Source organism: Terriglobales bacterium, from assembly GCA_035764005.1.
In the GTDB taxonomy this organism is placed as follows: Bacteria; Acidobacteriota; Terriglobia; order Terriglobales; family Acidobacteriaceae; genus Gp1-AA112.
The window spans coordinates 71,818-98,304 of the sequence record DASTZZ010000021.1; the positions used below are offsets into that span (position 1 = coordinate 71,818).

At 56.5% G+C, this 26,487-nt stretch carries 20 protein-coding genes and 1 tRNA gene; 14 read left to right on the plus strand and 7 right to left on the minus strand.

Translation table 11 applies throughout. From position 1 onward, the window contains the following. The first annotated feature begins 280 nt into the window (after positions 1 to 280). Complete coding sequence (locus VFU50_03610) at positions 281 to 1,543, plus strand: helix-turn-helix domain-containing protein (GenBank protein HEU5231923.1); 1,263 nt, start codon at positions 281 to 283, stop codon at positions 1,541 to 1,543. 141 nt (positions 1,544 to 1,684) lie between these two features. On the opposite strand, the gene VFU50_03615 is transcribed toward VFU50_03610, so the two are convergent. Further along, positions 1,685 to 3,388 carry a tetratricopeptide repeat protein gene (locus tag VFU50_03615; GenBank protein ID HEU5231924.1) on the minus strand — a complete coding sequence of 568 codons (1,704 nt, stop codon included), beginning with the start codon at positions 3,386 to 3,388 and terminating at the stop codon, positions 1,685 to 1,687. Between the two features lie 79 nt (positions 3,389 to 3,467). Between VFU50_03615 and VFU50_03620 the strand changes: the two genes are divergently transcribed. The 7 genes from VFU50_03620 (at position 3,468) to VFU50_03650 (ending at position 13,296) form a co-directional block, all read left to right on the plus strand. Beyond that, entirely contained in the window at positions 3,468 to 4,163 is a 696-nt protein-coding gene (locus VFU50_03620; GenBank protein HEU5231925.1) for a redoxin family protein, read from the plus strand. Then, a complete protein-coding gene (locus VFU50_03625; protein HEU5231926.1) occupies positions 4,160 to 6,004 on the plus strand; it encodes a tetratricopeptide repeat protein in 1,845 nt (614 codons plus the stop codon). The genes VFU50_03620 and VFU50_03625 overlap by 4 nt, the downstream gene beginning before the upstream one ends. Before the next feature lie 58 nt (positions 6,005 to 6,062). Next, complete coding sequence (locus VFU50_03630) at positions 6,063 to 7,862, plus strand: CRTAC1 family protein (protein ID HEU5231927.1); 1,800 nt, start codon at positions 6,063 to 6,065, stop codon at positions 7,860 to 7,862. 157 nt (positions 7,863 to 8,019) lie between these two features. Next, positions 8,020 to 10,455 carry an ABC transporter permease gene (locus tag VFU50_03635; GenBank protein HEU5231928.1) on the plus strand — a complete coding sequence of 812 codons (2,436 nt, stop codon included), beginning with the start codon at positions 8,020 to 8,022 and terminating at the stop codon, positions 10,453 to 10,455. A gap of 258 nt (positions 10,456 to 10,713) precedes the next feature. After that, positions 10,714 to 12,582, plus strand: coding sequence for an ABC transporter ATP-binding protein (locus VFU50_03640; GenBank protein HEU5231929.1), 1,869 nt, complete (start codon positions 10,714 to 10,716; stop codon positions 12,580 to 12,582). Positions 12,583 to 12,670: 88 nt separating this feature from the next. Beyond that, on the plus strand, positions 12,671 to 12,904 hold the full coding sequence (locus tag VFU50_03645) for a ribbon-helix-helix protein, CopG family (GenBank protein HEU5231930.1): 234 nt from the start codon (positions 12,671 to 12,673) through the stop codon (positions 12,902 to 12,904). Further along, complete coding sequence (locus VFU50_03650; GenBank protein HEU5231931.1) at positions 12,901 to 13,296, plus strand: putative toxin-antitoxin system toxin component, PIN family; 396 nt, start codon at positions 12,901 to 12,903, stop codon at positions 13,294 to 13,296. The genes VFU50_03645 and VFU50_03650 overlap by 4 nt, the downstream gene beginning before the upstream one ends. Before the next feature lie 61 nt (positions 13,297 to 13,357). Here the strand turns inward: VFU50_03650 and VFU50_03655 are convergent. Then, positions 13,358 to 13,434, minus strand: a tRNA-Val gene (locus tag VFU50_03655). A 122-nt stretch (positions 13,435 to 13,556) separates the two neighbouring features. Between VFU50_03655 and VFU50_03660 the strand changes: the two genes are divergently transcribed. Then, positions 13,557 to 13,790 (plus strand): hypothetical protein, encoded by a 234-nt coding sequence (locus VFU50_03660; GenBank protein ID HEU5231932.1) that lies wholly within the window; start codon positions 13,557 to 13,559, stop codon positions 13,788 to 13,790. Between the two features lie 22 nt (positions 13,791 to 13,812). Here the strand turns inward: VFU50_03660 and VFU50_03665 are convergent, their stop codons facing one another. Then, entirely contained in the window at positions 13,813 to 14,181 is a 369-nt protein-coding gene (locus tag VFU50_03665; GenBank protein ID HEU5231933.1) for a hypothetical protein, read from the minus strand. A gap of 208 nt (positions 14,182 to 14,389) precedes the next feature. Here VFU50_03665 and cdd point away from each other — a divergent pair, with 208 nt between their 5' ends. The 3 genes from cdd to VFU50_03680 all read left to right on the plus strand — a co-directional run bounded on the left by cdd (position 14,390) and on the right by VFU50_03680 (position 17,564). Further along, on the plus strand, positions 14,390 to 14,815 hold the full coding sequence (gene cdd, locus VFU50_03670; GenBank protein ID HEU5231934.1) for a cytidine deaminase: 426 nt from the start codon (positions 14,390 to 14,392) through the stop codon (positions 14,813 to 14,815). Positions 14,816 to 14,900: 85 nt separating this feature from the next. Continuing rightward, positions 14,901 to 16,220 (plus strand): thymidine phosphorylase, encoded by a 1,320-nt coding sequence (locus VFU50_03675; protein ID HEU5231935.1) that lies wholly within the window; start codon positions 14,901 to 14,903, stop codon positions 16,218 to 16,220. Between the two features lie 114 nt (positions 16,221 to 16,334). Continuing rightward, positions 16,335 to 17,564 carry a nucleoside transporter C-terminal domain-containing protein gene (locus VFU50_03680; protein HEU5231936.1) on the plus strand — a complete coding sequence of 410 codons (1,230 nt, stop codon included), beginning with the start codon at positions 16,335 to 16,337 and terminating at the stop codon, positions 17,562 to 17,564. Positions 17,565 to 17,713: 149 nt separating this feature from the next. Here VFU50_03680 and VFU50_03685 read toward each other — a convergent pair whose 3' ends face one another. The 3 genes from VFU50_03685 to VFU50_03695 all read right to left on the minus strand — a co-directional run bounded on the left by VFU50_03685 (position 17,714) and on the right by VFU50_03695 (position 23,231). Further along, positions 17,714 to 19,222: an amino acid permease gene (locus tag VFU50_03685; protein ID HEU5231937.1), complete on the minus strand. Its 1,509-nt coding sequence runs from the start codon at positions 19,220 to 19,222 to the stop codon at positions 17,714 to 17,716. A 575-nt stretch (positions 19,223 to 19,797) separates the two neighbouring features. Beyond that, positions 19,798 to 22,455, minus strand: a complete 2,658-nt coding sequence (gene clpB, locus VFU50_03690) for an ATP-dependent chaperone ClpB (protein HEU5231938.1) — start codon at positions 22,453 to 22,455, stop codon at positions 19,798 to 19,800. A gap of 269 nt (positions 22,456 to 22,724) precedes the next feature. Beyond that, complete coding sequence (locus tag VFU50_03695; protein ID HEU5231939.1) at positions 22,725 to 23,231, minus strand: Hsp20/alpha crystallin family protein; 507 nt, start codon at positions 23,229 to 23,231, stop codon at positions 22,725 to 22,727. A gap of 403 nt (positions 23,232 to 23,634) precedes the next feature. Between VFU50_03695 and VFU50_03700 the strand changes: the two genes are divergently transcribed. Further along, complete coding sequence (locus VFU50_03700; protein HEU5231940.1) at positions 23,635 to 24,090, plus strand: hypothetical protein; 456 nt, start codon at positions 23,635 to 23,637, stop codon at positions 24,088 to 24,090. Between the two features lie 297 nt (positions 24,091 to 24,387). Then, positions 24,388 to 25,731 (plus strand): folylpolyglutamate synthase/dihydrofolate synthase family protein, encoded by a 1,344-nt coding sequence (locus tag VFU50_03705; protein ID HEU5231941.1) that lies wholly within the window; start codon positions 24,388 to 24,390, stop codon positions 25,729 to 25,731. Positions 25,732 to 25,758: 27 nt separating this feature from the next. Here the strand turns inward: VFU50_03705 and VFU50_03710 are convergent, their stop codons facing one another. Next, complete coding sequence (locus tag VFU50_03710) at positions 25,759 to 26,418, minus strand: cyclase family protein (protein ID HEU5231942.1); 660 nt, start codon at positions 26,416 to 26,418, stop codon at positions 25,759 to 25,761. Between the last annotated feature and the right edge of the window lie 69 nt (positions 26,419 to 26,487).

Below are 26,487 nucleotides of genomic sequence, written 5' to 3' on the forward strand. Positions count from 1 at the left end.
GGAGAAGGCCGCTGGGTTCGCCAGCCGCCGAATTGAGCTTCACGTCTGAAGCTCGGATTAATTTCGCCCTCGCAAAAGATCCCCATCGAAAGCGAGAGCGTCGCGCTCGAGGCGCAGTTTTAGAGCAGAGTTCTGCTTTGCCGCCGGAAGTTAGTTGAGGTCAAGCAACGATGTCAAGACTTGGGAAGTTTCCAGGTACGATGAAACGGTTACGTCTCAGTGTTTCTTCTGCTTGCAGTCGATTTTTCAGCCTGTTACGCTTTGTTACTTACATTTTGCAATGTCCAGTAACTCGGTGTCTGTCACGGAAAAAGATCAGCTTCTGACTGAAGTCGAGAAGATTGCGACCAGCAGCGTCCTACAGAATTCGGAATCCCTGTGCCGACTGCTCCGTTATCTCGCTCGGCATACCGTTCAGCATCCGGGAACCCACCTTAAGGAATATCAGATCGCGACCGAAGTTTTCGGGCGGCCGGCAGCCTTCGACCCTCAGGCCGACTCGACCGTGCGAGTGCAGGTCGGCAGACTTCGCCAGAAATTGCAGGAGTATTACCACACGGAAGGTGTCGGCGACGTGCTCCAGGTTGAACTGCCGAAAGGGTCGTACGCTCTGGAGATTCATCGCGCTCCAGCAAACGTGGAGAAACGCACTATCGCTGCGGCTGCGCCTTCACGAGTTCTTCAGGAGTCGGACCGGGAAAAGAATAAGTGGGCTGCGGCGGTGTTCGTGCTCTCTCTGCTGTTGGCAGGAGCAATCGTGCTGCTGCTACTGCAACGAGCCTCTTTCAGCCGCGGCGCGTCGGCACAGGCAGCAGAGAACGACTCCCCGCCGGCGTTTCGCGTCTTCTGGAAGGCGTTCGCGTCCAGCTCTGACGAGCCATGGGTAATCTTCAGCAACGCAGCCTTCGTTGGACGTCCCGAGACGGGCATGCGCTATCGCGATCCTGTACGCGATGTAAACGCCAAAGTTCTCGATCACTACACCGGAGTGGGCGAGGTTTTGGCGATTCACCAGCTTGATGGCGTCTTTGCTCAGCTCCATCGTCAGATCCTGGTGAAGCGCGGCAGCCTGCTCTCTCTCGACGACGTTAAGAACAACAATCTGATCTTTGTTGGATCGCCGGCGGAGAACCTGACTTTGCGTGATATTCCAAGCACGCAGGAGTTCGTGTTTCAACGCATGACTTCCGGACCACGCAAAGGCGATCTGGGTATCGTGAATGTTCATCCGGAGGCCGATGAGCAGCGCGTCTTCTTCGGCACACCGAACAATCTGACTCTTAGCGACGACTACTCAGTCATTGCACTCGAGCGCGGATTGAATCCGGCACGATCAGTGATGATTCTTGCAGGCACGACTACGCTGGGCACGCAAGCAGCAGTCGAGTTCGTCTGCCGCCAAAGTTCGGTTGAGCAACTGTTGCTGCGGCTTGCAGTTTCACCGAACGGAGAACCGGAACCATTTGAAGCCGTCCTTCATGTGAAAGTCACGCGCGGTGTGCCGATTGAGAGTGAGCTGGTGGCGTTGAGGAAGCAGCAGTAGAGAAGAACAGGGGACAGGTTACAGGGCACAGGGAACAGGGGATGAAGAATAGGGGGAAGGTTACAGGGGACAGGGAACAGGGGCTTCGCAGCCGCGAGAAGCTTGGCTTCTCCCTATTCCCTGTAACCTGTTCCCGCCCCTCTATTTCTCCACCAACTTCCGCGCAATCTCTAACTGTTTCTCTGATCCCGCTTTATCTCCCCTGCGCGCGAGCGCAGCGGCTAGCTGCTGGTGGGCGGGAGCGTACGAGGAATCTGCCTTGATGCCGGCCTCAAACTGTGAAATCGCCCCCTCTACGTCGCCGACATTCATCAGACGCATTCCCGAATTGGTATCGAAGACTGCAGCCTGGCGCGTCATTTTTTGCTGCACCATCTCAGCTCCAAGTTTCGCTTCAACTTCCGCCCCCGCCGTGTCACCCTGCTGCCGCAGCACTGCAGCGAGCGTCGTGTGGGCACCGGCAAAGTCAGGCTGCAGGCGCAGAGCCTGGTGAAGCGCCTGGACCGATTCAGCCAGTTTGCCTGCCTGCTTGTACACAGTTCCGAGCGTGTAGTATGCCTCCGCATAATCCGGCTTCATACGGACGACATCGCGTAGCTCAGTGATCGCCTCGTCGAACTTCCCAGTCTGCCAATAAATAATTCCCAACGTGTAGTGCGGATCAGGAAGCTGCGAATCCAGCTCTACGCTTTTCTGCAGTTCTGTGATTGACTTCGCGAGGTCATCCTTCAGCTTGTAGGCGAGTCCCAAGTTGTAGTGGAGTTCGGCATTGTTCGGTGTGATTGCTATTCCTTGCTTATACTGCTCGATTGCCGAATCAAAGTCGGACTTCTGTAGATACACCGCGCCAAGGTTGTTACGGTAGCTGCTATCTTTCGGGGCGAGCGCAATTGCAGCTTGAAACTCTTTGATCGCTTCTTCCGCTTGCGCAGTTTGAGCCAAGGCAAGCCCCAGATCGTTGCGGGCGCTGGGATTTTCCGGCTCAGCAGTCGCGACGACACGAAAGGATTCAATCGCTGTCGGCATATCGCCGGCTCGTTGCGCAAGCAGGCCAAGGCGAGTTCGCAGCGGCAGAAAGTTCGGCAACACCTTGGCCGCGGCCTGATATTCCTCCAGAGCAGCCTCTTGCTTCTGCTCCGCTTCACAAATTGTCCCGAGATAGTAATGAGGTAAACCATCATCAGGCGCAATTTGCGTCGCCTGCTGCAAAAGGGTTGTAGCTTCTGCCCGCTTTTCATCATTCAAATAAGCAACACCTAAATGAAGCAACGCTGGTTCGTACTTCGGATTGATTCGCAGCACTACCTCAAATTCGTCTTCAGCGAGCTTGAATTGCCGGTTCTGAGCCAGCAGCGAGCCGAGTTCATCGTGAATTTCGATGGTGCTCGGTGCGAGCTGCAGCGCGATCTTCATCTCCGCAATCGCATCGGTGATTCTGTTCTGTGCGCTCAGCGCACGGGCTAAAGCTTCGTGCGCCTGCGGCTGCTGTGGAGCAAGGCGAACCGTGGTCCGCAGTTCCGCGACCGCTTCGCCCACCTTGCCGTTTTGTAAGAAGGCTTGCCCAAGATACATGTGAGCGATAGCCAGACTTGGCCGCAAACGAGTTACAGCCTCAAAGTGGACAATCGCTTTGTCGATCTTCCCTTCCTTTAGGAGGGTCTGTGCCAGTGCATTCTGCGCGTCGGCATTGCGGGGATTCGCTTTGATCGCCTGCTGAAAAGCAGCTTCTGCGTCTGCAATCTTGCCTTGGTCCATGGCCTTGAGCCCACTCTCATAGGCTTTCATGTCAGGCGATGTGCTGGTCTGGGCCAGTGATAAACAGCAAATGACGCTGCTTAGAAGCATGTAACGACAGATTGTCTTGACACGATTTCGCTGGAAAAGTAGGACCACGGAGGCTAAGTAGAAGTATTTGTTAGCTTACGTGCAAAAGAAGGATTATTTCAATGCTAAGGCGCTGCGCGCCTTCCATTCCAAAGCAGACTGCGGGATACTTTCTGGAACCTCGATTCCACAGGATTTGACGTTCTCCGTGTTTTTCAAGCGTGATCTTGCAGCGAACTCATTTATCCCCATGGTATACGCAATCGTGTTGCTGGTGACGAGCACGGCCACTGCGCAGTTAAAGGCGATTGATCTTTCCGGCAACAGGATTGATCTGGCGCAAGCTGCTCATGGAAGGACGAACGTCCTGATATTCGTCAGAACTGATTGCCCTATTTCGAATCGGTACGCACCGACCTTACAGAAACTCCGGGCGCGGTACGCGGAAAAAGCGACATTCTGGCTGGTTTATCCCGACAAAGCAGAATCCGCAGCGGCGATTAAACGGTATCTGCACGACTATAACTACAAGCAAATTTCTGCGGTTCGGGATCCCGAACACGCGTTGGTCAAGCTCGCGCACGCACAGATCACGCCGGAAGCTGCGGTTTTCAATGCGAACTCCCGCCTCGTTTATCGCGGACGAATCGATAATTGGTTTCAGGGCTTCGGGCATGCTCGTCCACAGCCCACAACCCACGATCTTGAAGACGCAATTCAAGCAGCCATAGAAGGTAAGCCGATCGCAGTCGCTGAGACACAGGCCATCGGATGTTTCATTTCGGACCTACAATGAGAAGAAATCTGCGTCTGATCTTAGACATGGGAGCAGTCTGCGCATTCTCACTCACCACATTGGGTATCGTTACACACCCGGTAGTTTCTGAGCATGAGAGTCGATCGCCAGCTACCGCCGCCCAACAAATCACGTTCAACCGAGACATCGCGCCGATTATCTTCGCAAACTGCTCGGTTTGCCACCGTCCGGGAGAAGCTGGCCCTTTCCCATTGCTGAACTACGAGCAGGTGAAGAAGCACGCAAGACAAATTGCCACTGTCACTGCGTCGAAGTACATGCCTCCATGGCTGCCGGAGCCCGGTCCGTACAAATTTGCCGACGAGCGCAGCCTCACTTCTGCGCAAATTTTGACCATTCGAAAGTGGGTCGATGGAGGAGAACTCGAAGGCAACTCGGCGGATTTACCTCCGCAACCGAAGTTCGCATCCGATTGGCAAATAGGAAAACCGGATATGGTCGTGAGCGCCGACCGCGCGTTTGCTCTGCCTGCGAGCGGTACGGATCAATATTGGAATTTCATTCTGCGCGTCCCCATCAGTGAAACGCACTGGTTGAGGGCGGTTGAAATACGTCCGGGAGACAAGCGCATTGTCCATCACGCCAATATTTTGGTAGATCGCATGGAAGCTGCGCGCCAAATGGAACACGAAGGGGGCGCAGGATTCGCCGGAATGGATTTGAGAATCGAGTCGGAAGCCTTCGATCCAGACAGCCATTTCCTGTTTTGGAAACCGGGAACTGTGCCTTATGTGTATCCCGAAGGCATGTCGCTGAGGCTCGACAAAGGCACCGATCTGGTTCTCAACACGCATCTGCAGCCGTCGGGAAAGCCTGAAATGGTGCAGCCCAGCGTGGCACTTTACTTTACCGACAAGCCGGCAACGCTCCATCCAATGCTGCTTCAGATGGAAAATGATGCCGCGCTGGACATCCCGCCAGGAGCGAAACGTTTCCTCGTGGGAGACGATTTCAAGCTTCCAATCGATGCGGACCTGCTCGCGATCTATCCTCACGCACACTATCTGGGTAAGGATCTTGACGCATTCGCCATTTTTCCAAACGGAACCAGGAAGGACTTGATTCACATCAAGCAGTGGAATTTGAATTGGCAGGCGGTTTATCGGTACGAGAGGCCTGTGGCTCTCCCCAAAGGAACCACCATTTCCATGCGTTATGTGTACGACAACTCGGAGGACAACATCGCAAATCCCAACCATCCGCCGCAACGTGTAACCGCGGGCAACCGGTCCAGTGATGAAATGGCGCATCTTTGGCTTCAAGTTTTGCCGCACAAACAAGCAGGAAACAGCGAAGATCCACGCCGTCTGCTCCAGGAAGCGCTGGCACGCCACGATTTAGACAAAAATCCTGCGAATTTCGAGGCTCGTTACAACCTCGCTGCCCTGCTTCAGGCCCGGGGAAATGTGGCAGAAGCCCTCCCACAGTATGCGAAAGCGCTACAAATCAGACCCGAAGATGCCTTGGCAAATAATGCATATGCTGGCGCATTGATGTCGGCCGGCAGACTCGATGAAGCTATTCAGCGGCTCATGACCGCGCTGAAGTCGCGTCCCAGTTATTTTGACGCGCACTACAATCTGGGAAATGTCCTCGCTATGCGAGGAGATTTCCCGCATGCCGTTGCCCAATTTCGCGCTGCGGTAGAGATAAACCCGGAAGACGCAAATGCGCAGACGAACTTGGGCAGCGCTTTGGCGCAAGTGGGACAGCTTTCTGAAGCCAAACTGCACTTTGAACGAGCCCTTGAGATTAATCCAAACCATCACCTTGCGCGCGAAAACCTGCAAGAATTACAGCAGGAGATGAGTTCTCATTAGTACTTTGAATCGTTTGCGAATCAATTTTCGGCTTCTCATACGAACCTTTGAGCGACTTTTGCAGTCCTTCGCGGCGATTGTCCTCGGATTTTGCCTGCTACTGGGGCAGTTTTCCCCTGCCCAGAACACGAATTTGAGCGTTCCCGGCCCGACTCAAGCAGCAAAACCGCAAGTCGCGGACTTCGAGGATGTGGCCGAGAAAGCCGGCCTGAAGTTCGAAATTGTTTCAGGTGACAAGAACACCAAGAAGTACATCATCGAGACGACCGGCAGCGGCGTCGCCATCTTCGATTATGACAACGATGGCTGGCCCGACATCTTCATCGTCAACGGCACCACGCTCGATGCTCAGCCTGGAACGCCTGCTCCCACCAATCATCTCTTTCACAACAATCATGACGGCACCTTCACGGATGTGACCGACAAAGCCGGCCTGCGCTCCAGCGGGTGGGGACAAGGCGTCTGCGCGGGCGACTACGACAACGACGGCTTCGATGATCTCTACGTTACTTATTACGGCAAGAATCGGCTCTATCACAATGAAGGCAACGGAACATTCAAGGAAACAGCTGAAGCCGCAGGGGTTTCCGGAAACGGGAAACAGTGGGGCACCGGCTGTGCATTCGTCGATTACGACCGTGACGGCCAACTTGATCTGATGGTCTCGAACTACGTCGATTTCGACTTGGCCAACACGCCTGCTCCCGGACAGGGCACTTCATGCATGTGGAAAGGCGTCCCCGTCATGTGCGGTCCGCGCGGACTAAAGAGTGCGCCCAACGTTCTCTATCACAATCTTGGGAACGGCAAATTTGAAGACGTCAGCAAGAAAGCTGGAATCGAAAAGACTACCGGACATTACTCTTTCAGCGTGTCGACGCTTGATTTCGACAACGACGGCTGGCCCGATATCTACGTCGCGTGCGACAGCACCCCGAGCATTCTCTATCGCAACAACCACGACGGAACGTTCACGGATGTTGCGGTAGTCGCAGGCGCAGCCTTCAACGAAGACGGACGCGAGCAGGCGGGGATGGGTTCCACTGTCGCCGACTACGATGGCGATGGCCGCCTCGATATCTTCAAGACGAACTTCTCCGACGACAGCTCCACGCTGTACCACAACAACGGCGATGGAACGTTCACCGATGCCACTTATGCATCCGGCATCGGATTGCACACACAGTATCTCGGTTGGGGAACGATGTTTCTGGATTTCGACAACGACGGCTGGCCCGATCTGCTGCTGGTCAACGGCCACGTATATCCGGAGGTCGATCAGTTCAAGCTGGGCTCGGAGTATCGCGAACCGCGCATTCTGTATCACAACAGCGGCAAGGGGACATTCGACGATGTTTCGGACCGCGCCGGTCCAGCGATCCCGCGACGCGCCTCAGGCCGTGGGCTCGCTATCGGAGATCTGTGGAACAACGGCAAGATTTCTGCCGTGATCGTCAATATCGGCGATGCGCCGAGCCTGCTTGTCAACCAGATGTCGTATCCCAATCATTGGATCGCAATAAAGACGATCGGGACAAAATCGAATCGCGACGGGATCGGCGCGCGCATCACAGTGAAAGCTGGCGGACGCGCCTTCGTCGATGAAGTTCGCAGCGGCTCGAGCTACAGCTCATCTAACGATATGCGCGTACATTTCGGGCTCGGTTCGGCTGCGAAGATCGATTCGCTCGAAATCCGCTGGCCGAGCGGATTGGTTGAGACCTTCGACGCGAAGGCCGACGCCATCAATACTGTCAAAGAAGGCAGCGGTACCGCGGTGGTGACCAAAAATCCAGCGGCGAGTAAATCAACACCTGCGCGGTCGCGAATCTCGTCTCGATCGACTGTTCGCAAATGAACATCGTGCGTCGAAGGCGAACGCTGTTGACCCGCGCCACTAGCCGCTAAATCCCTGCAACGTCTGAACATCGAGGCTCCTGCCGTTGGCTACCAGCGTGCCGTACTGAACATTTCGAGTCCCACTGCCGTATCCAAATCAAACTCGAGGAGCGCTCGTGGACAAACTCCTGCAGGAACTTCGGTACGCATTTCGCCAACTGCGCAAGTCTCCCGCCTTCACGACCACTGCCGTTTTAACGCTGGCCTTCGGCATTGGAGCGAACGTCGCGGTGTTCAGCGTGATGAATGCAGTCCTGCTGAATCCGAGTGGACTCCACAACCCGCAGGGACTGGTTGCGCTGAGAGCGCGATACACGCTCGGTGGCCTGAGCAACATAAGCATCTCCGCTCCGGACTTCCAGGATTCACTGGAAGGACGCAAAGTGTTCTCCTCCGCGGCGATCATGATGCCGGGCAGCTTCAACTACACCGGATCAGACTCTCAACCGATCCGCCTGCAGGCCGCCCGCGTCTCATGGCAATGGTTCGACGTGTTCCAGGTCAAGCCGTATCTCGGCCGCAACTTCCGTCTCGAAGACGATCAGCCCAACGCGAACTACTCGGTTGTCCTCTCGTATCAAACGTGGAAGAAGCGATTCGGAGGAGACCCAAACATCGTCGGCCGCAAGCTGCAACTGAACCAGCAGAGTTATGAAGTGATCGGCGTGATGGGGCCCGAATTCGGTTGGCCCAACGACGCAGAATTCTGGACTCCGCTGGCAATGCCTCCCGGCCGATTCTTCGATCCGAATGACCGCTTCAATGAAAACCTTTTTGGTATCGCGCGCCTGCGTCCGGGCGTGACCGTCAATGAGGCGAACGCCTACCTGAACACGCGCGCTCAGGAAGAGATTGAACGCGAAGGCGCCAACAGCTTCGCGCGACGCGCGGGCTGGGGCATGTTCTCGATGCCTCTGATCGACTATGTTGCCGGAGACTTGCGTCAGCCGTTGTACCTGCTGCTGGGAGCGGTGGCTTTGGTCCTGCTGATTGCGTCATTGAACATCGCAGGATTGCAGCTTGCCCGCGCCTCCGATCGCGAACGTGAGAACTCGATCCGCGTTGCACTCGGAGCGCCTAGTGGACGGCTGATCGCACAAGCGTTCCTCGAAAGCTTCCTTCTCGCCTGCGGCGGCCTAGTGCTCGGCGTATTTCTCGCTGAAACCGTGATCCCGCTTCTGCTTCTGCTGGCGCCGGAGAATCTCGTCCGCAACATTCAGGTACACCTGGAGACTCCAGTCCTGCTCTTCGTTGCTGCCGTCGCGATCATCGCAGTATTGCTATGCGGCAGCGCTCCAGCCTGGCAGATGACGCGCTTCAAATGGGTGCAAGCTCTGCGCGACAACGGACGTTCCGATACGGGAAACCGCGCGCGTCAGCGCCTGCGCTCAGCTCTCGTCGTCTGCGAGATTGCAGTCGCGATGCTGCTTCTGGTCAGCGCCGGCCTGCTGGTCACGAGTTTGCGCAAAGTCGAGCAGGTAGAGACCGGATTCGATCCGCAAGGCCTCATTTCGGCGCGCGTCTCGCTGCCGCGGAGCGTCTACGGCACAGATGAGAAGCAGGCCGCGTTCTATACGGCGCTATTCGATCAAATCAAGAACATTCCCGGCGTGACCGACGCTGCCATCGCCGACTCGTTGCCGTTTACGAACGAAGGCGGATCAGCTTCCTTCCAAATCGAAGGACGTCCGACCGGTCCGGGAGATCCGGGCCCGCACGCCATCATTCGCGCAGTCTCCGCCGACTACTTCCGCACTCTGCGTATTCCGGTAATTCGTGGGCGCGAATTCACAACCGAAGATCGTCCGACGACGCAGAAGGTGGTCATCATCGACGAAACACTTGCCAAGCAATATTTCCCAAATCAGGACCCGCTCGGCCAGCATCTGAACTTCGGCAGCAAGGATTCCTACACCATCGTCGGTCTGGTGAAGCACGCGCGCGTCTCTTCGCTCGATTCTGATACCAGCGAAGGCATTAACTACTTGAACCTCGCGCAGAGTCCGGACACGAGCGCCTCGGTAGTGGTACGCACGCAGCTTTCCCATCCGGAACAGCTAACCGGAGCAATTGCGAATGCCGTTCACGCCGTTGACCCGAATCAGCCGATCTACGAACCGCAGACGATGGAAGAGTGGGTAGACAGCTCTTTGGTGAGCCGACGCTTCCTGGTGATACTGCTCTCTTCATTCGCCGCACTGTCGCTGTTCCTCGCAGTACTGGGGCTGTATGGCGTGGTCACTTACATGGTGAGAATGCGCGTGCGCGAGATTGGGGTGCGCATGGCTCTGGGCGCACAGCGCTCCGATGTCTTGACGATGGTGGTCAGGAGCGGTGTGCAATTGGCGCTGATCGGGTCTTTGATTGGAATTTTCGTAACTTTCGTCGCCGGACGGGCACTTTCGACGATGCTGTATCAGGTTAGCCTCTACAATCCAGGCACGCTGCTGAGCACATCCGTTCTGCTGGCGTTTGTGGTTCTTATTGCCAGCTATCTCCCGGCCCGCCGCGCAGCCAATCTGAATCCGATGGAGACGTTGCGCGACAACTAACAGAACTGCCGGCGGTAGCTAGTGGTCGGAGACCGCCAGACGGCGAACTCCGGGCGGCACGATACAGTACGGATTTTGGAAAAGCGCAGCCGCAACACACGCGGCTGCCCTACCGCTTACCGGCGGCGGTTCTGTCCATCCAGCGCTGACGACGGCTCATGACGCAAACTGCCGTAAATGCATGCGTCAACCTGCATCTAACCAGAGCAGCGGTCCACCGCTCATGAGAGCTGCTGATTGCCTGGAACGATCAATCCCGTGCAGGGGCAAAAAGAATCTTCTCCATCGAGACCGATCTCACCTCGAAGGCTGACGATTCGCACACTTCTTCGGCCGCACCTAGGAACGCTAAGTTTTGGGCTATTAGCTGTCATCGGAGAGAGCGCGGCGAACCTGCTCGAGCCGTGGCCGATCAAGATCGTTCTCGACAACGTCTTCGACTCCAAGAAGAGCAAAGACCTTTCCGGTTGGCTTGAGCATCTCGTTCACTCCCTCGCTGGCACCGACAAGCTCGTGATCCTAAAATTCGCGTGCTTAGCCGTGCTCGGGATTGCTTTACTCGACGCGGTCTGCTCCTACGCCGAGAAGTACATCACTACCAGCGTCGGGCAATGGGTGACACACGATCTGCGTCGCGCGCTGTATTCGCATCTACAGCGGCTCTCCCTTGCCTATCACGATCAGAAGCGCACCGGCGACCTGATCAGCACAGTCACGAGCGACATCGACTCCATCCAGAGCTTCATCACCTCCGGACTTCTTGGAGTGCTGATTAACCTCATCACTCTCGTCGGCATGATTGGCGTGATGCTCTACATGAACTGGCGGTTCACGCTCATTGCCCTTTCTGTTGCGCCGTTCCTGTTCGTGGTGGTCTACACCTACACGCGCCGGATTAAAAAAGCTGCACGCGAAGTACGCAAGAAAGAGAGCGAGATCGTCTCGATCATCGAAGAGGTTCTCGGGTCAATTCGCGTAGTGAAGGCCTTCTCTCGTGAAGACTATGAAGTGCGGCGCTTGGACGAAGAAAGTCTCGAAGGAGTGGAAATCGCGCTGCGGGCGCGCAGCCTGAAAGCCAAGCTCGCGCCCATCGTGCAGATCATCGTCGCGGTCGGCACCTGTCTTGTGCTTTGGTTTGGCGGACGTTTGGAGGTCACCTCAGGCACGCTGGTCGTCTTCATCATGTACTTGGCAAAGATGTACAAGCCGATGCAGGAGCTCTCGAAGATGACCGACTCCTATTCGAAAGCCCTGGTGGGCTACGAGCGAATTCAGGAAGTGCTTGAGACCGATAAAGAGGTCAAAGATCTTCCCAAATCGAAACCGGCGCCGCGTCTAAAGGGGAAAATCGAATTCAATCGCGTGAGCTTCTCGTACTCTCCGGAATCTCCCATTCTGGAAGACGTCAGCTTCAAGATCGAGCCCGGCCAAGTCGCCGCGTTCGTCGGTCCAACCGGCGCAGGCAAGACCACCATTATCAGTCTGATTCCTCGCTTTTACGATCCCAGTTCGGGAACCGTGCGGATCGATGGCATCGACATTCGCAACTTCCGCCAGCGCTCGCTCCGTCAGCAGATCAGCTTTGTGCTGCAGGAGACCGTGCTCTTCCACGGTCCAATCTGGCAGAACATCGCTTACGGCAAACCTGAAGCTCGTCGCGATGAAATCATCGGCGCAGCAGAACTGGCCAACGCAACCGAGTTCATCGAGCGCATGCCGGAGGGCTTTAACACCATCGTTGGCGAACGAGGAATGACTCTGTCCGGAGGACAGCGCCAGCGCATCGCCATCGCCCGCGCTCTCATTCGTAACACTCCCATCCTGATCCTCGACGAGCCCACCTCCGGCCTCGATGCCGGCGCAGAAAAACTCGTGGTTGAGGCCTTGGAGCGCCTGATGCGGGGCAAGACCGTTATCACGATCGCGCACCGCCTCTCGACCATTCGCGCAGCCGACGTAATCTTCGTGATCAAAGACGGCCGCATCGTCGAACAAGGTACGCACGACCAGCTCGTTAGCAGCGGAGGTCTGTACGCAGAAATGGAGCGGTTGCAAATAGGAGACGGAGAACGATCCGAAACTCTCGATGATGCTCTCGAATACCACACCGGTTCTCAGGATCGCTAGCCCTACCGGCATTGTAATGTTTTCCATTACATTGTAATATGTGTTTGTTGTGGCTTCCTCCCGACTATCCAAGGTTTACACAATCAGCTTGCCGCCCGATCTAGCGCTGAAGGCCGAGGCTCTGGCCAAGCGCGATTCTCGCAGCATGAGCGAGCTCTTTCGCGAAGCGTTCCGCACCTACTATGCGCAGCAAGCAAGACTTAGCCTGGAAGAGATCGGCGAATATGCAGCAAGCCGCAATCCAAAGCGTTATGCGGAGCGTGACGTGTCGCGCCTGATCAAAGAGGTTCGTCGAGGCCGCCGCGCCTCCCGGACGCAGTGATCGTCGTTTTGGATACCAACGTCTGGATTTCGGCGCTCCAGTTTGCAAAAGCATATGGAACACCGACGCGGGCATTAGCCAAAGCAATGAGCCAGGACGTCATCGCGACTGCCGACGAAATCGAGCAAGAAATCCTTCGCGTCTTAACTGAGAAGTTCTCATGGGATCCCGAACGGGCTGATCTCGCCCTTGAGATGGTTCTGGCTCGATCCATTCACGTGAGTCTTCGCGGAACCGTTAAGAAGTGTCGCGATCCGCACGAGGACAAATTCCTGGAGTGCGCAGCTCTCGCTCACGCCGACTTGTTGATCGCGGGAGACAAAGATCTACTGGTTCTCAAGTCGTTTGCCGGAGCACCCATCATCACTCCCGCGGAATATCTCGCGATGTAACCTTAGCCATCTTCTAAGGTTCGGAAAACAGGAGAGGAATAAATTCCCGATGTTCAAAGAATGGTAGGCCCGAATGGACTCGAACCATCGACCTCTTCCGTGTCAAGGAAGCGCTCTAACCAACTGAGCTACGGGCCTACAGAGGCAGTTTTTCTATTTTAGACACTCGCCCAACCTCGAGCAACGGTAGAGACCCATCGCAGGACGAATTAAGCCCTTCCCCCGATTGAGAGATTCGACCCAATGGCTACACTCGACTTATGGGAATGGCGGGGGATTTCGCGCGTTTGGTGCTTGGCCTGATCGTGGCCGCGTTTCATCGCCCAATCGCTGACTTCATCATGGAGCGCGAGCAGGCGTTGCTCGGCTTCTTCCGCAGTCATGGCGTTCACTTCCCTGACCCACCTAGCGAGGCCACACTGCACAATATCTACTTCGGCCTTGGACTATTCATCTCCCTGTTTTCGATCGTACGCATCTGGACGACGCTTTAAGGAACAGTCGGCAAGCTGTGCACTACTTCTTTTTGATGGGTGCGCAACTAGGCGCAAGCACCTCGATCTTCAAGACTCGAAACTCGTGCTCGGGATGGAGCTTATCGTCCGGCTTGCTGGATGAATTCGGGTCGCTGGGATCGTCCTTGTCTTTTGCCACAAAAGCGCCGCTCGCCTTTACCTGCTGGCCGATATGACTGGCGAGGTCCTCGGCGCTGCTGACTGGAACCTTGCTGCCTCTCTGAGATACGAGGACGATTCCATTTTCCGCATCTTTCACCAGACAGCCCTTCATGGAACGCACGCCACCAGGGATCGACGGACGATGCGTGCGTGGGCCCGAACTCTGGTTCCGCGGCGGCAATGATTGGGCCACCAGCAGAGTCGACATAAATAAGACCGCTACTGCTTTACTAACCAAACGAATAATTTCCTCTCTGCGAATGCTGTTATCTCGTCTCAAGGACAGCAAAAGTTGAATAGAGGCGTTTCTTCCATTCTCAGACGTCGGCCGCGAATTTGCCAAGTTACGCACAGACAAGCCTCGCGAGAGTTTTGCGCTTCCACCCTCGAATCCGTATCATCTCTCTCCGACCACAATGAACCCGCCGAGCGCAATTTCTGAAACCGAGCAGAACGAATTGCTCGCCATGGCCAAGCACGCGTACGAAAACTCCTATGCCCCGTATTCGAACTTCCGTGTGGGCGCCGCAATCCTGCTCGCGAGCGGAGAGATTTTCTATGGATGCAATGTCGAGAACGCCTCGTATGGACTCACGAACTGTGCTGAACGCACGGCGGTCTTTTCGGCAGTTGCTGCCTTGGGCCCCAAGCACGTGCGAATTCGTGCAGTCGCAGTCGTGAATGACCGCAATGTTGCCTGCTCTCCCTGCGGCGCGTGCCGGCAGGTCATGAGTGAATTCGGACCTGACGCCGAAATTTTCTATCTCGGACCGAACGGCATTCAGCGAAGCTCGATGCGGGAACTGTTGCCCCATTGTTTCGGCTCCGATTCGCTGGCCTGATCTGCAATTACAGCTATTCAGTTCTCCTGAAGTCCTGTAATCTTGCACTTCCCTCTATGACATCCAGGAGTGCCGCCGAGAGCCGATGCGCATCGTCGATCTGATTCGCCGCAAACGCGACGGACACGAACTCACGCGCGACGAAATCCAGTTCATCGTTCGTGGGTACACGCGCGGCGACTTTCCTGACTACCAGATGTCGGCATGGCTAATGGCCGTGCTGCTCAAGGGCATGTCAGGCGCGGAGATCGCCACGCTCACTGAAGCGATGCTGCACTCGGGTGTCACGCTGGACTGGTCCGACTTGGCTGGCAAGAAAGTGGATAAGCACTCCACCGGCGGCGTCGGCGATAAAACCTCTCTCATCCTCGCCCCCATCGTTGCGGCCGGTGGTCTGCTCGTGCCCATGATCAGCGGACGCGGCCTCGGCCACACCGGCGGCACGCTCGACAAACTCGAATCCATTCCGGGATTCAACGTAAACCTCGCGCCCGACAAAATGCGCGAGGTCCTGCGCAAGTGCGGCATGGTTCTCGTCGGACAGACCGAGCAGATCGTCCCGGCCGACAAAAAGATGTATGCACTGCGGGACGTGACCGGCACGGTCGAGAGCCCGGCACTCATCTGCGCTTCGATCATGAGCAAGAAAATCGCCGAAGGAATCGACGCGCTGGTGCTCGACGTGAAGACCGGCTCCGGCGCCTTCATGAAGAAAGAATCCGACGCCGTGCACCTCGCCGAGCTGATGGTCGACACTGGCGTGCGAATGGGCAAACACATAGTCGCGCTCATCACCGACATGGATCAGCCGCTCGGCCGATACGTCGGCAATGCGCTTGAGGTGATCGAGTGCGTTGAAGTTCTGCACGGCGGCGGCCCAGCCGATCTGCGTGATCTCAGCTTTGAACTCTCCGCCTGGATGTTCTATCTGGGCGAAAAATCCCGTTCGGTAGAGGAAGGTCGCAAGCTTGCGCAGCAGATGATTGCCACCGGCGCAGCATTTAACAAGTTTCGCGAATTGACGACTTTACAGGGCGGGAATGCGGATGCGCTGCGCGACACCAAGAAGTTGCCCGAGGCGCGAAATCGTCGTGAGGTTCGCAGTCGCGGCGCAGGTTACGTACAGTCGATCAACTGCGAGCAAGTCGGCATTGCCAGCCTCGTGCTCGGCGGCGGACGCGAGAAGAAAGAAGATTCCATCGATCCCGCAGTCGGAGTCGTGCTGCATAAGAAAGTCAGTGATGCCATCGGCAATAACGAGCCGATCTGCACGTTGCATTACAACTCCGATGCACGGCTTGCCGACGCTGAATCATTGATTCATTCGGCGTACCGGATTGGGAATGAGAAGGCTGCGGCACCGGGCAAATTAATTCGACGCGTGATCGAAGGAAAGAAGACATAAAACCAAGAGCGAACACGAAGGTCACGAGGGTAAACACAGGAGGTCACGGAAAAGTCTTTGTGACCTCTCTGTGTTGTCTTCGTGACCTTCGTGTTCGCCTTTCCAAGGTAAAACATGATTAGACTCACCGGCCTGATTGGCATCGTCGGCATCGTTGGACTGGCGTATCTTTTCTCCACCAACCGCAAAGCCGTTCGTCTGCGCACCATCGCCTGGGGCCTTGGACTCCAGCTCGTTTTCGCAGTGATTGTGCTGCGTTGGACCTTCGGCCAGCGCATCATGAGCGCCGCCGGGGACGGCGTCACCAAGCTACTCGGATACTCCGCCGCCGGCGCCCAGTTCGTGTTTGGAGCGCTAGGCATACCCGCTCCGCCGGTTGGATTCGTCTTTGCTTTCCAAGTTCTGCCGACGATCATCTTCATCTCGGCATTCTTTGCGCTCTTGTATTACATCGGCCTCATGCAACTCATCATTCGCTTCTTCGCCTGGCTGATGAAGCTGACCATGGGCGTGAGCGGCGTGGAATCGCTCAATGTCGCGGCATCGATCTTCATGGGTCAGACCGAGGCCCCGCTCACCATCCGCCCATTTCTCCCCGAGTGCACGCGGTCGGAGCTGATGACGATCATGACCGCCGGCATGGCGCACGTTTCGGGCGGGATCATGGCGGCATATATCGCATTCGGCGTCGAAGCCAAACATTTGCTCGCTGCCGTCATCATGACTGCTCCGGGAACGATTCTGATGGCCAAACTTCTCGTTCCCGAAACGGAAATGCCGAAAACGCAAGGCAAGGTCGAGATGTCGGAAGAAGACATGCACAAGGACGATAACGTCCTCGGCGCCATCGCGCGCGGCACCATCGACGGCGGACAACTGGCCTTCAATGTCGCCATCATGCTCATTTCGTTCCTGGCGTTGATCGCGCTCATCAACGGGATCTTTGGCGGAATTCATCGCCACGCTGCATTCTTTCCGGTCAGCCTTGAAAGCTTGCTAGGGCACATCTTCGCGCCAGTGGCTTATGCGATTGGCATTCCCTGGCACGATGCCATCTCAGTCGGAAATCTGCTGGGGACACGCATGGTGATTAACGAACTGGTCGCGTATCAGGCGTTAGGCGCCGTGAAAGCAGCACTCGATCCGCGTTCCGTCACTATCGCGACCTTCGCGCTCTGCGGCTTCGCGAACTTCTCCTCGATAGGAATCCAGATCGGCGGCATCGGAGCGTTGGCCCCGAATAAACGTTCCGAATTGGCAAAGCTAGGCTTCCGGGCCATGCTGGCTGGGACCATGGCCAATCTGATGTCGGCGTCGATCGTGAGCTTGTTAGTGCAGCACTGAGGGTTGCCGATGCACCACAGAACCGTCGGCGGTAGCCGATGGGGCAGCCGCGCGGTTGCGGCTGCGCAATCGAGATTGTTGGCTGTACGGCATCACTCGGAGCTGGCCATCCGGCCATCTCCGACCCATCGGCTACCGCCGACGTTCCGTTACCGGGTCGAGACACTCTGCGCGAACTCGCTGTGTTTGCGGCTGTAGAAGAAGTAGATCGCTAATCCAATAAAAAGCCACACGAAAAATCGCACCCAGGTGATGAGCAACAGCCCGCTCATCAGCGAGACGCAGAGCACAACCGAAATCAGTGGGAAGAGCGGCACCAGCGGCACACGGAACCCCCGTGGACGCTCCGGCTGCGTTCTTCGAAGAACGATCACTCCAAGGGAAACGAGGACGAAAGCAAACAAAGTCCCGATATTCGAAAGATCCGCCGCATCCCCAATATCTACAAGCCCAGCCGGAATACCCACGGCAGCCCCGGCGATCCAGCTCGACCAGTGCGGCGTTTTGAACCTGGGATGAACTGCGGAAAAAATTCGCGGCAGCAGCCCATCACGCGACATGGCAAACCAGATTCGCGTTTGCCCATATTGGAACACCAGCAGCGACGAGATCATGCCCATCAGCGCGCCGATGATAATCACCGCTTGAAAAGCCGGCTTGGCTCCGAGATGCTGCAGGGCGTAAGCCACCGGGGCCATAGCCGCATCGCCGGAGAGAAACGTCGTGTACTTCATCATCGCCAGCAGTACCAGCGCGACTCCGACGTAGAGAATTGTGCACACGATGAGCGAAGCGATGATGCCAAAGGGAATGTCACGCTGAGGCATCTTGGCTTCTTCGGCAGCGGTAGACACCGAATCGAAGCCGATATAGGTGAAGAAAATGATCGCGCCACCCGCGAGAATACCGCTGAATCCCGCCGGTGCAAACGGATGCAGGTTCGCCGGACTGGCAAGCATTCCGCCGACCACGAGAAACGTGAGGATCGCACCGATTTTAATGACGACCATCACATTGTTGGCTTCGGCGGACTCGCGCACGCCGCGCACAAGTAGCACGGTCAAGACGAAGACGATGAGGAATGCAGGAAAGTTGAAATAAGCGCCCGTCCACTGCCCTCCTTGCCAAACAGGGTTCGACCATTTGTCAGGAAGCAGGATGTGGAACTGTGCGAGCTGTGACTTGAAATACCCGCCGAATCCGATCGCTACGGCGACATTGCTGACCGCGTACTCGAGAATCAAGTCCCAGCCAATCACCCACGCAAAGATCTCTCCCAGCGTGGCGTACGAGTAAGTGTACGCGCTTCCCGCGATGGGAATCATCGATGCCAATTCGGCGTAGCACAGCCCGGCAAAACTGCAAGCAATAGCAACCAGAATGAATGAAATCGCAATCGCCGGGCCGGCAGGCGGACGCCCGTGCATGATCACGCCGGAAGTGGTTCCGTGCTGAATGAGATTGAGGAAGAGATCGAGCACCTGTGCCTTGAAAATCGACGGCACCGCAAAATGCTCGCCCGCAGCCGCAGTGCCAGTCAGAACGAAAATTCCAGAACCGATGATCGCGCCGATCCCCAAGGCTGTAAGCGACCACGGTCCGAGAGTTTTCTTTAACCGATGCTCCGGTTCTTCGGAGTTGGCGATGAGCTTGTCGATGGATTTCTTGGCAAGAAGTTGGCTGGGCAGAGCAGGCTCCAGGCAAAGGTGTGAATACGGGAACCCACGATTTCAAAGGAAGTTGGCGCTTAGGTCAAGGGAGAAAGGAATCGGGTCATCGGGTCATCGGGTGAAGTGAAACCGAAAACATGACGCGGATTTCGCGGATGGGACGCGGATCAACGCGGAAGATTAGGAGTGTAGGGCAAACTGCATCCGAAACGCACCATCATTTGTGTCAGAGCAGCGCAGGCGAGAGCCGCAAACGAAAGCCTAACTTCCGCCAAATACGCGTCCCATCCGCGCAATCCGCGTCGTGTTTTGGTTTTGGTGTTGCTTCTCACTTCACCCGATGACCCGATCACCCGACGCGGATTCACGCGGAAGATTGGGAATGTAGGGCAAACTGCATCCGAAACGCACATCATTGTGTCAGAGCAGCGCAGCCGAGAGCCACAAACGCAAAGCCTGGCCTCCCGCGAAATCCGCGTCCCATCCGCGCAATCCGCGTCGTGTTTGGTTTTGGTGTTGCTTCTCACTTCACCCGATGACCCGATCACCCGATCACCCGATCCTCACGATGGGCTTTCCACCGTCTCCAAGCGCGCGGAGCGCTCGCGTTGGCCGGAGCGCTCCACTTCGAAGGTTAGACGGTCTTTCTTTTTGTCGGTGTCGATCACGACATGATCGCCGTGCAGCACTTCGCCATCGAGGATCTTCATTGCCAACGGGTCCTGCACCAGGCGCTGGATCGCGCGCTTGAGCGGACGCGCGCCATACACGCGGTCATATCCTTCCTTGAAGATCAACTCCTTGGCTGCCGCCGTTACTTCGATCGAGATTCTGCGGTCGGCCAGCAGCTTGCGCACGTTCGCCAGTTGCAGATCGACGATGCGAATCAATTGTGCCTCTTCGAGCGGACGGAAGATGATGATGTCGTCGACGCGATTCAGGAACTCGGGCCGGAAGTGCGACTGCACTACTTCCATCACCTGCTTGCTCGCACGATCAAATGCGTCGCGCGTCGCCAGAGCTTCGGTATTCAGGTAAGTCGCGCCGAGGTTCGACGTCATGATGATGACCGTATTCTTGAAATCAACTGTGCGGCCTTTGCTGTCGGTCAGTCGGCCATCATCGAGAATTTGCAGGAGCACGTTGAAGACGTCGTTGTGCGCCTTTTCGATTTCGTCGAATAGGATGACTGAGTAGGGACGACGGCGCACGGCTTCGGTAAGCTGTCCTCCTTCGTCGTAACCGACGTATCCCGGAGGCGCGCCGATTAGACGTGCGACTGCGTGCTTCTCCATGTACTCGGACATGTCGATGCGAATCATGTTGTGTTCGTCGTCAAACAGGAATTCGGCCAACGCACGCGCCAACTCGGTTTTTCCGACGCCGGTCGGACCGAGGAAGATGAACGACCCGATCGGACGACGTGGATCACTCAACCCTGCGCGTGAACGCCGAATCGCGTTTGAAACGCGCTGCAACGCGGCGTCCTGTCCGATAACGCGCTCGCGCAGACGCGCTTCCATGTTGACCAGCTTCTTGACCTCGCCTTCGAGCATTTTCGAAACGGGAATGCCGGTCCACTTGGAGACGATGCGTGCTACATCCTCTTCATCGACCTCTTCTTTCAACATGCGAGTCGCAGGACCTTTCCCGTCGTGCGCACTGGCTTTCGCCAACTCGGCTTCTGCCTGCCGCAACACGCCATAGCGAATCTCGGCCACGCGCTGCAGATTTCCGCGGCGCTCTTCCTGCTGCTCTTCGATCTTCAGCTTCTCGATGCGTTCTTTAAGCTCCTGCACGCGCCCGATGGACTGCTTTTCTTCTTTCCAGCGGGCTTTCAGCGCATCAGCCTGCTCGCGAAGTTCTGCGAGTTCTTTTTCGACAGCAGAGAGACGATCCTGTGAATTCGGATCGCTCTCGCGCTTGAGCGCCTGACGCTCGATCTCGAGCGAAGTCATACGGCGTTCGAGTTGATCGATTTCGGTCGGCATCGAGTCGATCTGAATGCGCAGCGATGCGGCGGCTTCGTCGATCAGGTCGATAGCTTTGTCCGGCAGAAAACGATCGGAGATATAACGATGCGACAGCGTAGCCGCCGCGACGATTGCCGAGTCCTTGATGCGGACACCGTGATGAACTTCGTAGCGTTCTTTGAGGCCGCGCAAAATTGAGATCGTGTCCTCGACGTTCGGTTCGCCGACGAAGACGATCTGGAAGCGTCGCTCGAGCGCGGCATCCTTCTCGATGTACTTGCGGTACTCGTTCAGCGTAGTCGCGCCGATGGCGCGCAGTTCGCCGCGCGCAAGCGGCGGCTTGAGCATGTTTGAAGCGTCAATCGCGCCTTCGGCTGCGCCGGCCCCGACAAGCGTGTGCAGTTCGTCGATGAACAGGATGATCTGCCCGGCCGAATCTTCGATTTCTTTGAGGACTGCCTTGAGACGATCTTCAAATTCGCCGCGATATTTTGCTCCGGCAAGCATTGAACCTAAATCAAGGGAGACGACTCGCTTGTTCTTCAAAATTTCCGGAACATCGCCGGAAATGATGCGACGCGCCAATCCTTCGACGATGGCAGTCTTGCCAACACCTGGCTCGCCGATTAGCACAGGATTGTTCTTGGTGCGGCGCGAGAGGACTTGGATGACACGACGAATTTCTTCATCACGTCCGATCACCGGATCGAGCTTGCCTTTGCGCGCCAGATCGGTCAGGTCGCGAGCATAGCGCTCCAGCGCCTGGTACTTGGCTTCGGGATTCTGGTCCGTCACCTTCTGCGAGCCACGTACCTGCGTGAGGGCCTGCAGAATGACATCGTGCGTGGCGCCTGCGGCTTTCAGCAGACGCTGCGCCGTGTCGTTCCCGATCTGGGAGAGAGCTAGCAGTAGATGCTCGACGGAGACGTACTCGTCCTTGAAGGTGTCGGCCTGCTTGAATGCCGAGTCCATCACCTTCTGCAATGCCGCGGACATGTGCGGCTGAGCAGACTCGCCCGAGACCTTGGGCAGCTTCGCGATCTCCGAATTGGCGTCGCTCAGCAGCTTCTCCGGACCCACGCCGATGCGGCGCAGCACCGGCACAACGATGCCCTCTTTGTCTTCGAGCAGCGCTGCCAGCAGATGGATCGGCAGCAGCTCCGGATTGCCGTTTTCGGCCGCCAGTTCGCTCGCCTTCTGCACGGCTTCCTGTGACTTAACAGTTAATTTTTCCCAACGGATTGCCATGTGTGTGTCCTACTTAATCTTGATGCGTTGTGTCTGAGAAGGGCTATCGGCTTTCGGCTATCGGCGTTCGGCCAGTCAACTTTCACGATAAAAGATGGGCCGAAAGCCGACAGCGCTTAGTCAGTACCGTCCGCGGTAGCGGATGGGTGAGCATCGACACACCCGGCTGCTACTGCAGACGGTACTGAGTTATCATCCGCCGGTAAAACAAAATAGGAGACGAACCAGGGGCCCGTCTCCCTCTTTCGGTTCCAACTTTACTCCTCGAATTACGCTGCCTGGCTCTTGCCTTCGGCCTTGGTTCCCTCGACGGTCTTGCCCAGAGTTTTGCCGGAGCCGATGTTTACTTTGATCTGCTTCGGTTTCGCTTCGGCGCGCTTTGCCAGTTCGATCTTCAGCACTCCGTTCTCATAATTGGCGCTGACGCTCTCCGGATCCAAGGTATTCGGCAGCGTGAATGAACGGGCGAAGCTGCCATAGCGGCGCTCAATGCGGTGGAAGTTCTCTTCCTTTTCTTCTTTTTCGAACTTGCGCTCGCCACTCACGGTGAGCGTGTTGTTCTCTAAACGAACATCGACATCGTCCTGATTGATGCCCGGGATTTCGAGCTTCAGCGTGACCTTGTGCTCGTCCTCGTAAACGTCAACGGCGGGAACGAAGCTGCCGGCGGTGGTCAGTTCGTCCTGACCTGTGCGGCCGTAGTCCTGAAAAAGGCTGTTCACGCGATTCTGCAATGAGGCAAGCTCACGAAAGGGGTCCCAACGTGTAACGACCATAATGTTTTTTCCTCCGAAAGCGATTGAATCAAACTCTGCTTGGCATTCAGCCCAGCTATAGGCTTTGATGCTTACCTAAGCCGTAAAGAAGCATAAAATGTGAGTGTGCTGTTGTCAATAGTGTAATAGTTTGTAGTATATGACGTGTTTTCAGTTACATACTGATACAAGTATCCATAGGTTAGCTGGCCGCAGTCGCGAAGTTGAGAAACGCAATCCATCCCACTTCCGGCGTTCGCTTTTGAACAGACTGTCCCATCGACGAGCAGGTTCACCGACTTACCCTGCTAGCAGACCCCTTGGTCTGAGTAGCCTTTTCTTGTACTTAGAGGGAAGGAACCGGTCGGCAGCTCAGTTGCGTATATCTCCGCAGACGTTTCTTCAGAGGAGTTGAGGGCACCTCATGAGGCAACACCGGGAAGCGATCGTCTTTTCGACTCTGCTGAGCTGCTTGGTTTTGTTCTGCGGCTTCATCGGCAGAGAGCCAGCCAACCCGACTCGTTCGACGGAAGACGGCATCAGCCGACACATTGCGCAGCTCCGCTCCGGGGAAGCGCAGCGCAGGGCAGCAGCCGCATATTGGCTAGGTAGCCGGGGTACGGCCGCAGAACGGGCGATTCCAGCACTGGTGGATCTGCTCGGCAACGCGACTCAGGTGGAAGTCTCGAAATACCGCAAGCCCGACTCGCCGGAGACCACTACTGCCACTTTGGGCGAGGAAGCCGCCGCCGCGCTGGTGAATATCGGCAAATCGTCGACGGACGCGCTCATCAAAATTCTGATCACTTCGCCCGAGCCGCACGCACGCGAAAACGCCGCCTGGGCGCTTGGAGCCTTGCACCGTCGTCAGATGATTTAGCCGCCTCTTACTGGGCTGCAGTCGAAAGTTCCAATTTGGAACAAGAATTCCCTGAGGTTCCCTGATCCGTTCTTGTGCTTCTGGCGAGCATGGTCGCTAAGTCACATAGCAAAAGAGCTTGGACGGCGTTTTCCCTACTTTCCCTGATAAATCCCTGCCTAAGTGACAAATTTGTGAAAATTGGGCAGAATTTGCAGGTTTTTGCGAAGAGTCTGCGTAGATCACTGTATTTTTCGCTGTTCCTCGTGAAACCGGGAAAATCCGCAGTCTCATCCCGCCGTTTAGAATCGTTCACGAATGCCTGCAACTTATGAATCCGCGGTGGAGAGGCTGCTGTCTCTCGCGCCCGAGCTTTGGACGCAGAAGGGGCAGAAGCCGCGTCGCAAGTTCGATCTCGAGCACATGCGCGTGCTCACCGAAGCTCTTGGCCATCCCGAGCGGCGGTTCCCGAGCGTTCTCATCGCCGGCACGAATGGCAAGGGTTCGACATCGGCCACGCTGGCCGGCATTCTGAAGGCATCGGGATACAAAACCGGCCTCTACACGTCTCCGCACCTGGTGCGCGTGAACGAGCGCATCGCCATCGATGGTGAGACTATCAGCGACGCCGAGTTCACCGAAGTACATTCGCGAATTGATGACGTGTCGGAATCGCTCGTTCGCGCGGGAAAACTCGATCAACATCCCAGCTTCTTCGAGACGCTGACTGCAATGGCTTTCGAATACTTTGCGAGCGCAGGCGTGGAGATTGCGGTGCTCGAAGTCGGCATTGGCGGCAGGCTGGATGCGACAAATGTCGCCGATCCACTGCTCTCGGTCATCACCGACATTTCCCTCGATCACACAGAGTGGCTGGGAAATACACTCACCGAGATCGCACGCGAGAAAGCGGGAGTTGTCCGGCGGAATGGGATTCTCGTCACTTTGCCGCAACATCCCGAGGTCAACGATGCGCTCGGCGAACGGGTGAGAGATCTGGGTGCTCGCGTGGTGAATGCCAGCCAGTACATGCCTTCGGTGACGCCCGCTGCTGACTCTTTCGAAATCAGCGAGAACGGCCTGCCACACAATCGTTATCCACTGGAAGTGATGGGCGCGGAGATTACCGTTGATTCCCCCCTTGCCGGGCGGCACCAGACCCGAAACGTCGCGCTGGCGATCGCAGCGGCGGTCGAACTGAAACAGCGTTTCGGATACAGAATCACTCCTGCGGTGACCGCCACAGGAATCGCGAGCACGCACTGGCCTGGGCGCTTTCAGGTAATCCCGGGCTCACCTGAGATCGTGCTCGACGTCGCACACAATCCTGCGGGTGCCTGGGCGCTGCGCTCTGCCCTTTCGAGTCGCTATGACAATGCTCCGCTCACGATTATCTTCGGCGCCATGCGCGACAAGGACATCGCCGAGATCGGTGAGATCATTTTTCCGCTGGCTGAAGAAGTAATCGCCACACGCGTGAGCAGCCCACGCGCCGCATCGCCTGAAGAGATTCGCGAGCTAACTTCCCATATTGGAGTGCCAATCCTGGGTGGCGACGATTTGCAGGACGCTCTTCGCATCGCGCGAGAGCGCGGCAGAGTCACTGTGATCACCGGTTCTGTCTATCTCGTTGGGGCCGCACTGGGCTTAGTTGGCCAGTAGGCATGCGCTTCGGTAATTCTCGATCTGTTATCTGCGTTGCAGCAATGCCCTTGCGGGCGCGGCCTCGCGTCCAGCGAGTTTGAGCGGCAACACAATCAGCGTGTAATCGCCTTCCGCTACGTTGCGAAGATCTAAGCCTTCCACGATCAGCACGTTGTTCCCGAGCAGAGTTTTATGCGTGGGTGCTTCTTTCGCTTGAAACTGCTCGGCGGAAAGATAATCCACCCCCACCAGATCGATGCCTGCTTCTACGAACTTGCGCGCCGCGTCCGGAGCGATGCCGGTGTAGTCCTTGTGAAACTGGCGATCGTAGAGCCAGTTGTTTGCCGAAGCACGTGTGCGAAAGAGAACACGCTTAGCGCCGGCGAGATCGTGCTTGCGCAGCTCTGCGGCGTCGATTACATCGACTGCAGGATCCACCGAGATTACGCGCGCAGGTCCGATCAGTTTCGAAATGGGAACCTGATCGATGGTCGTGCCGTTCTCAACAAAATGAAGAGGAGCATCGACGTGCGTGAGCGTATGCAGCCCCATGTCCATGGCGGAGAGATTGTCCTTATCGCCCTTGGCGATCTGCTTCGCCCAGCGGAAGTGGACGGGAGGATCGTCGGCGAAAATCGGGGCAGTTTCAGGACACACGGCGGCGGAAATGTCGATCCAATCCATGCTGCTGGCGAGTAGAGACACGAACCTTCTCCGAACAACTTAGGTAGGAGTTGCGCGATGCGAAGAAGGTTATCTATTCACAAAGCTGAC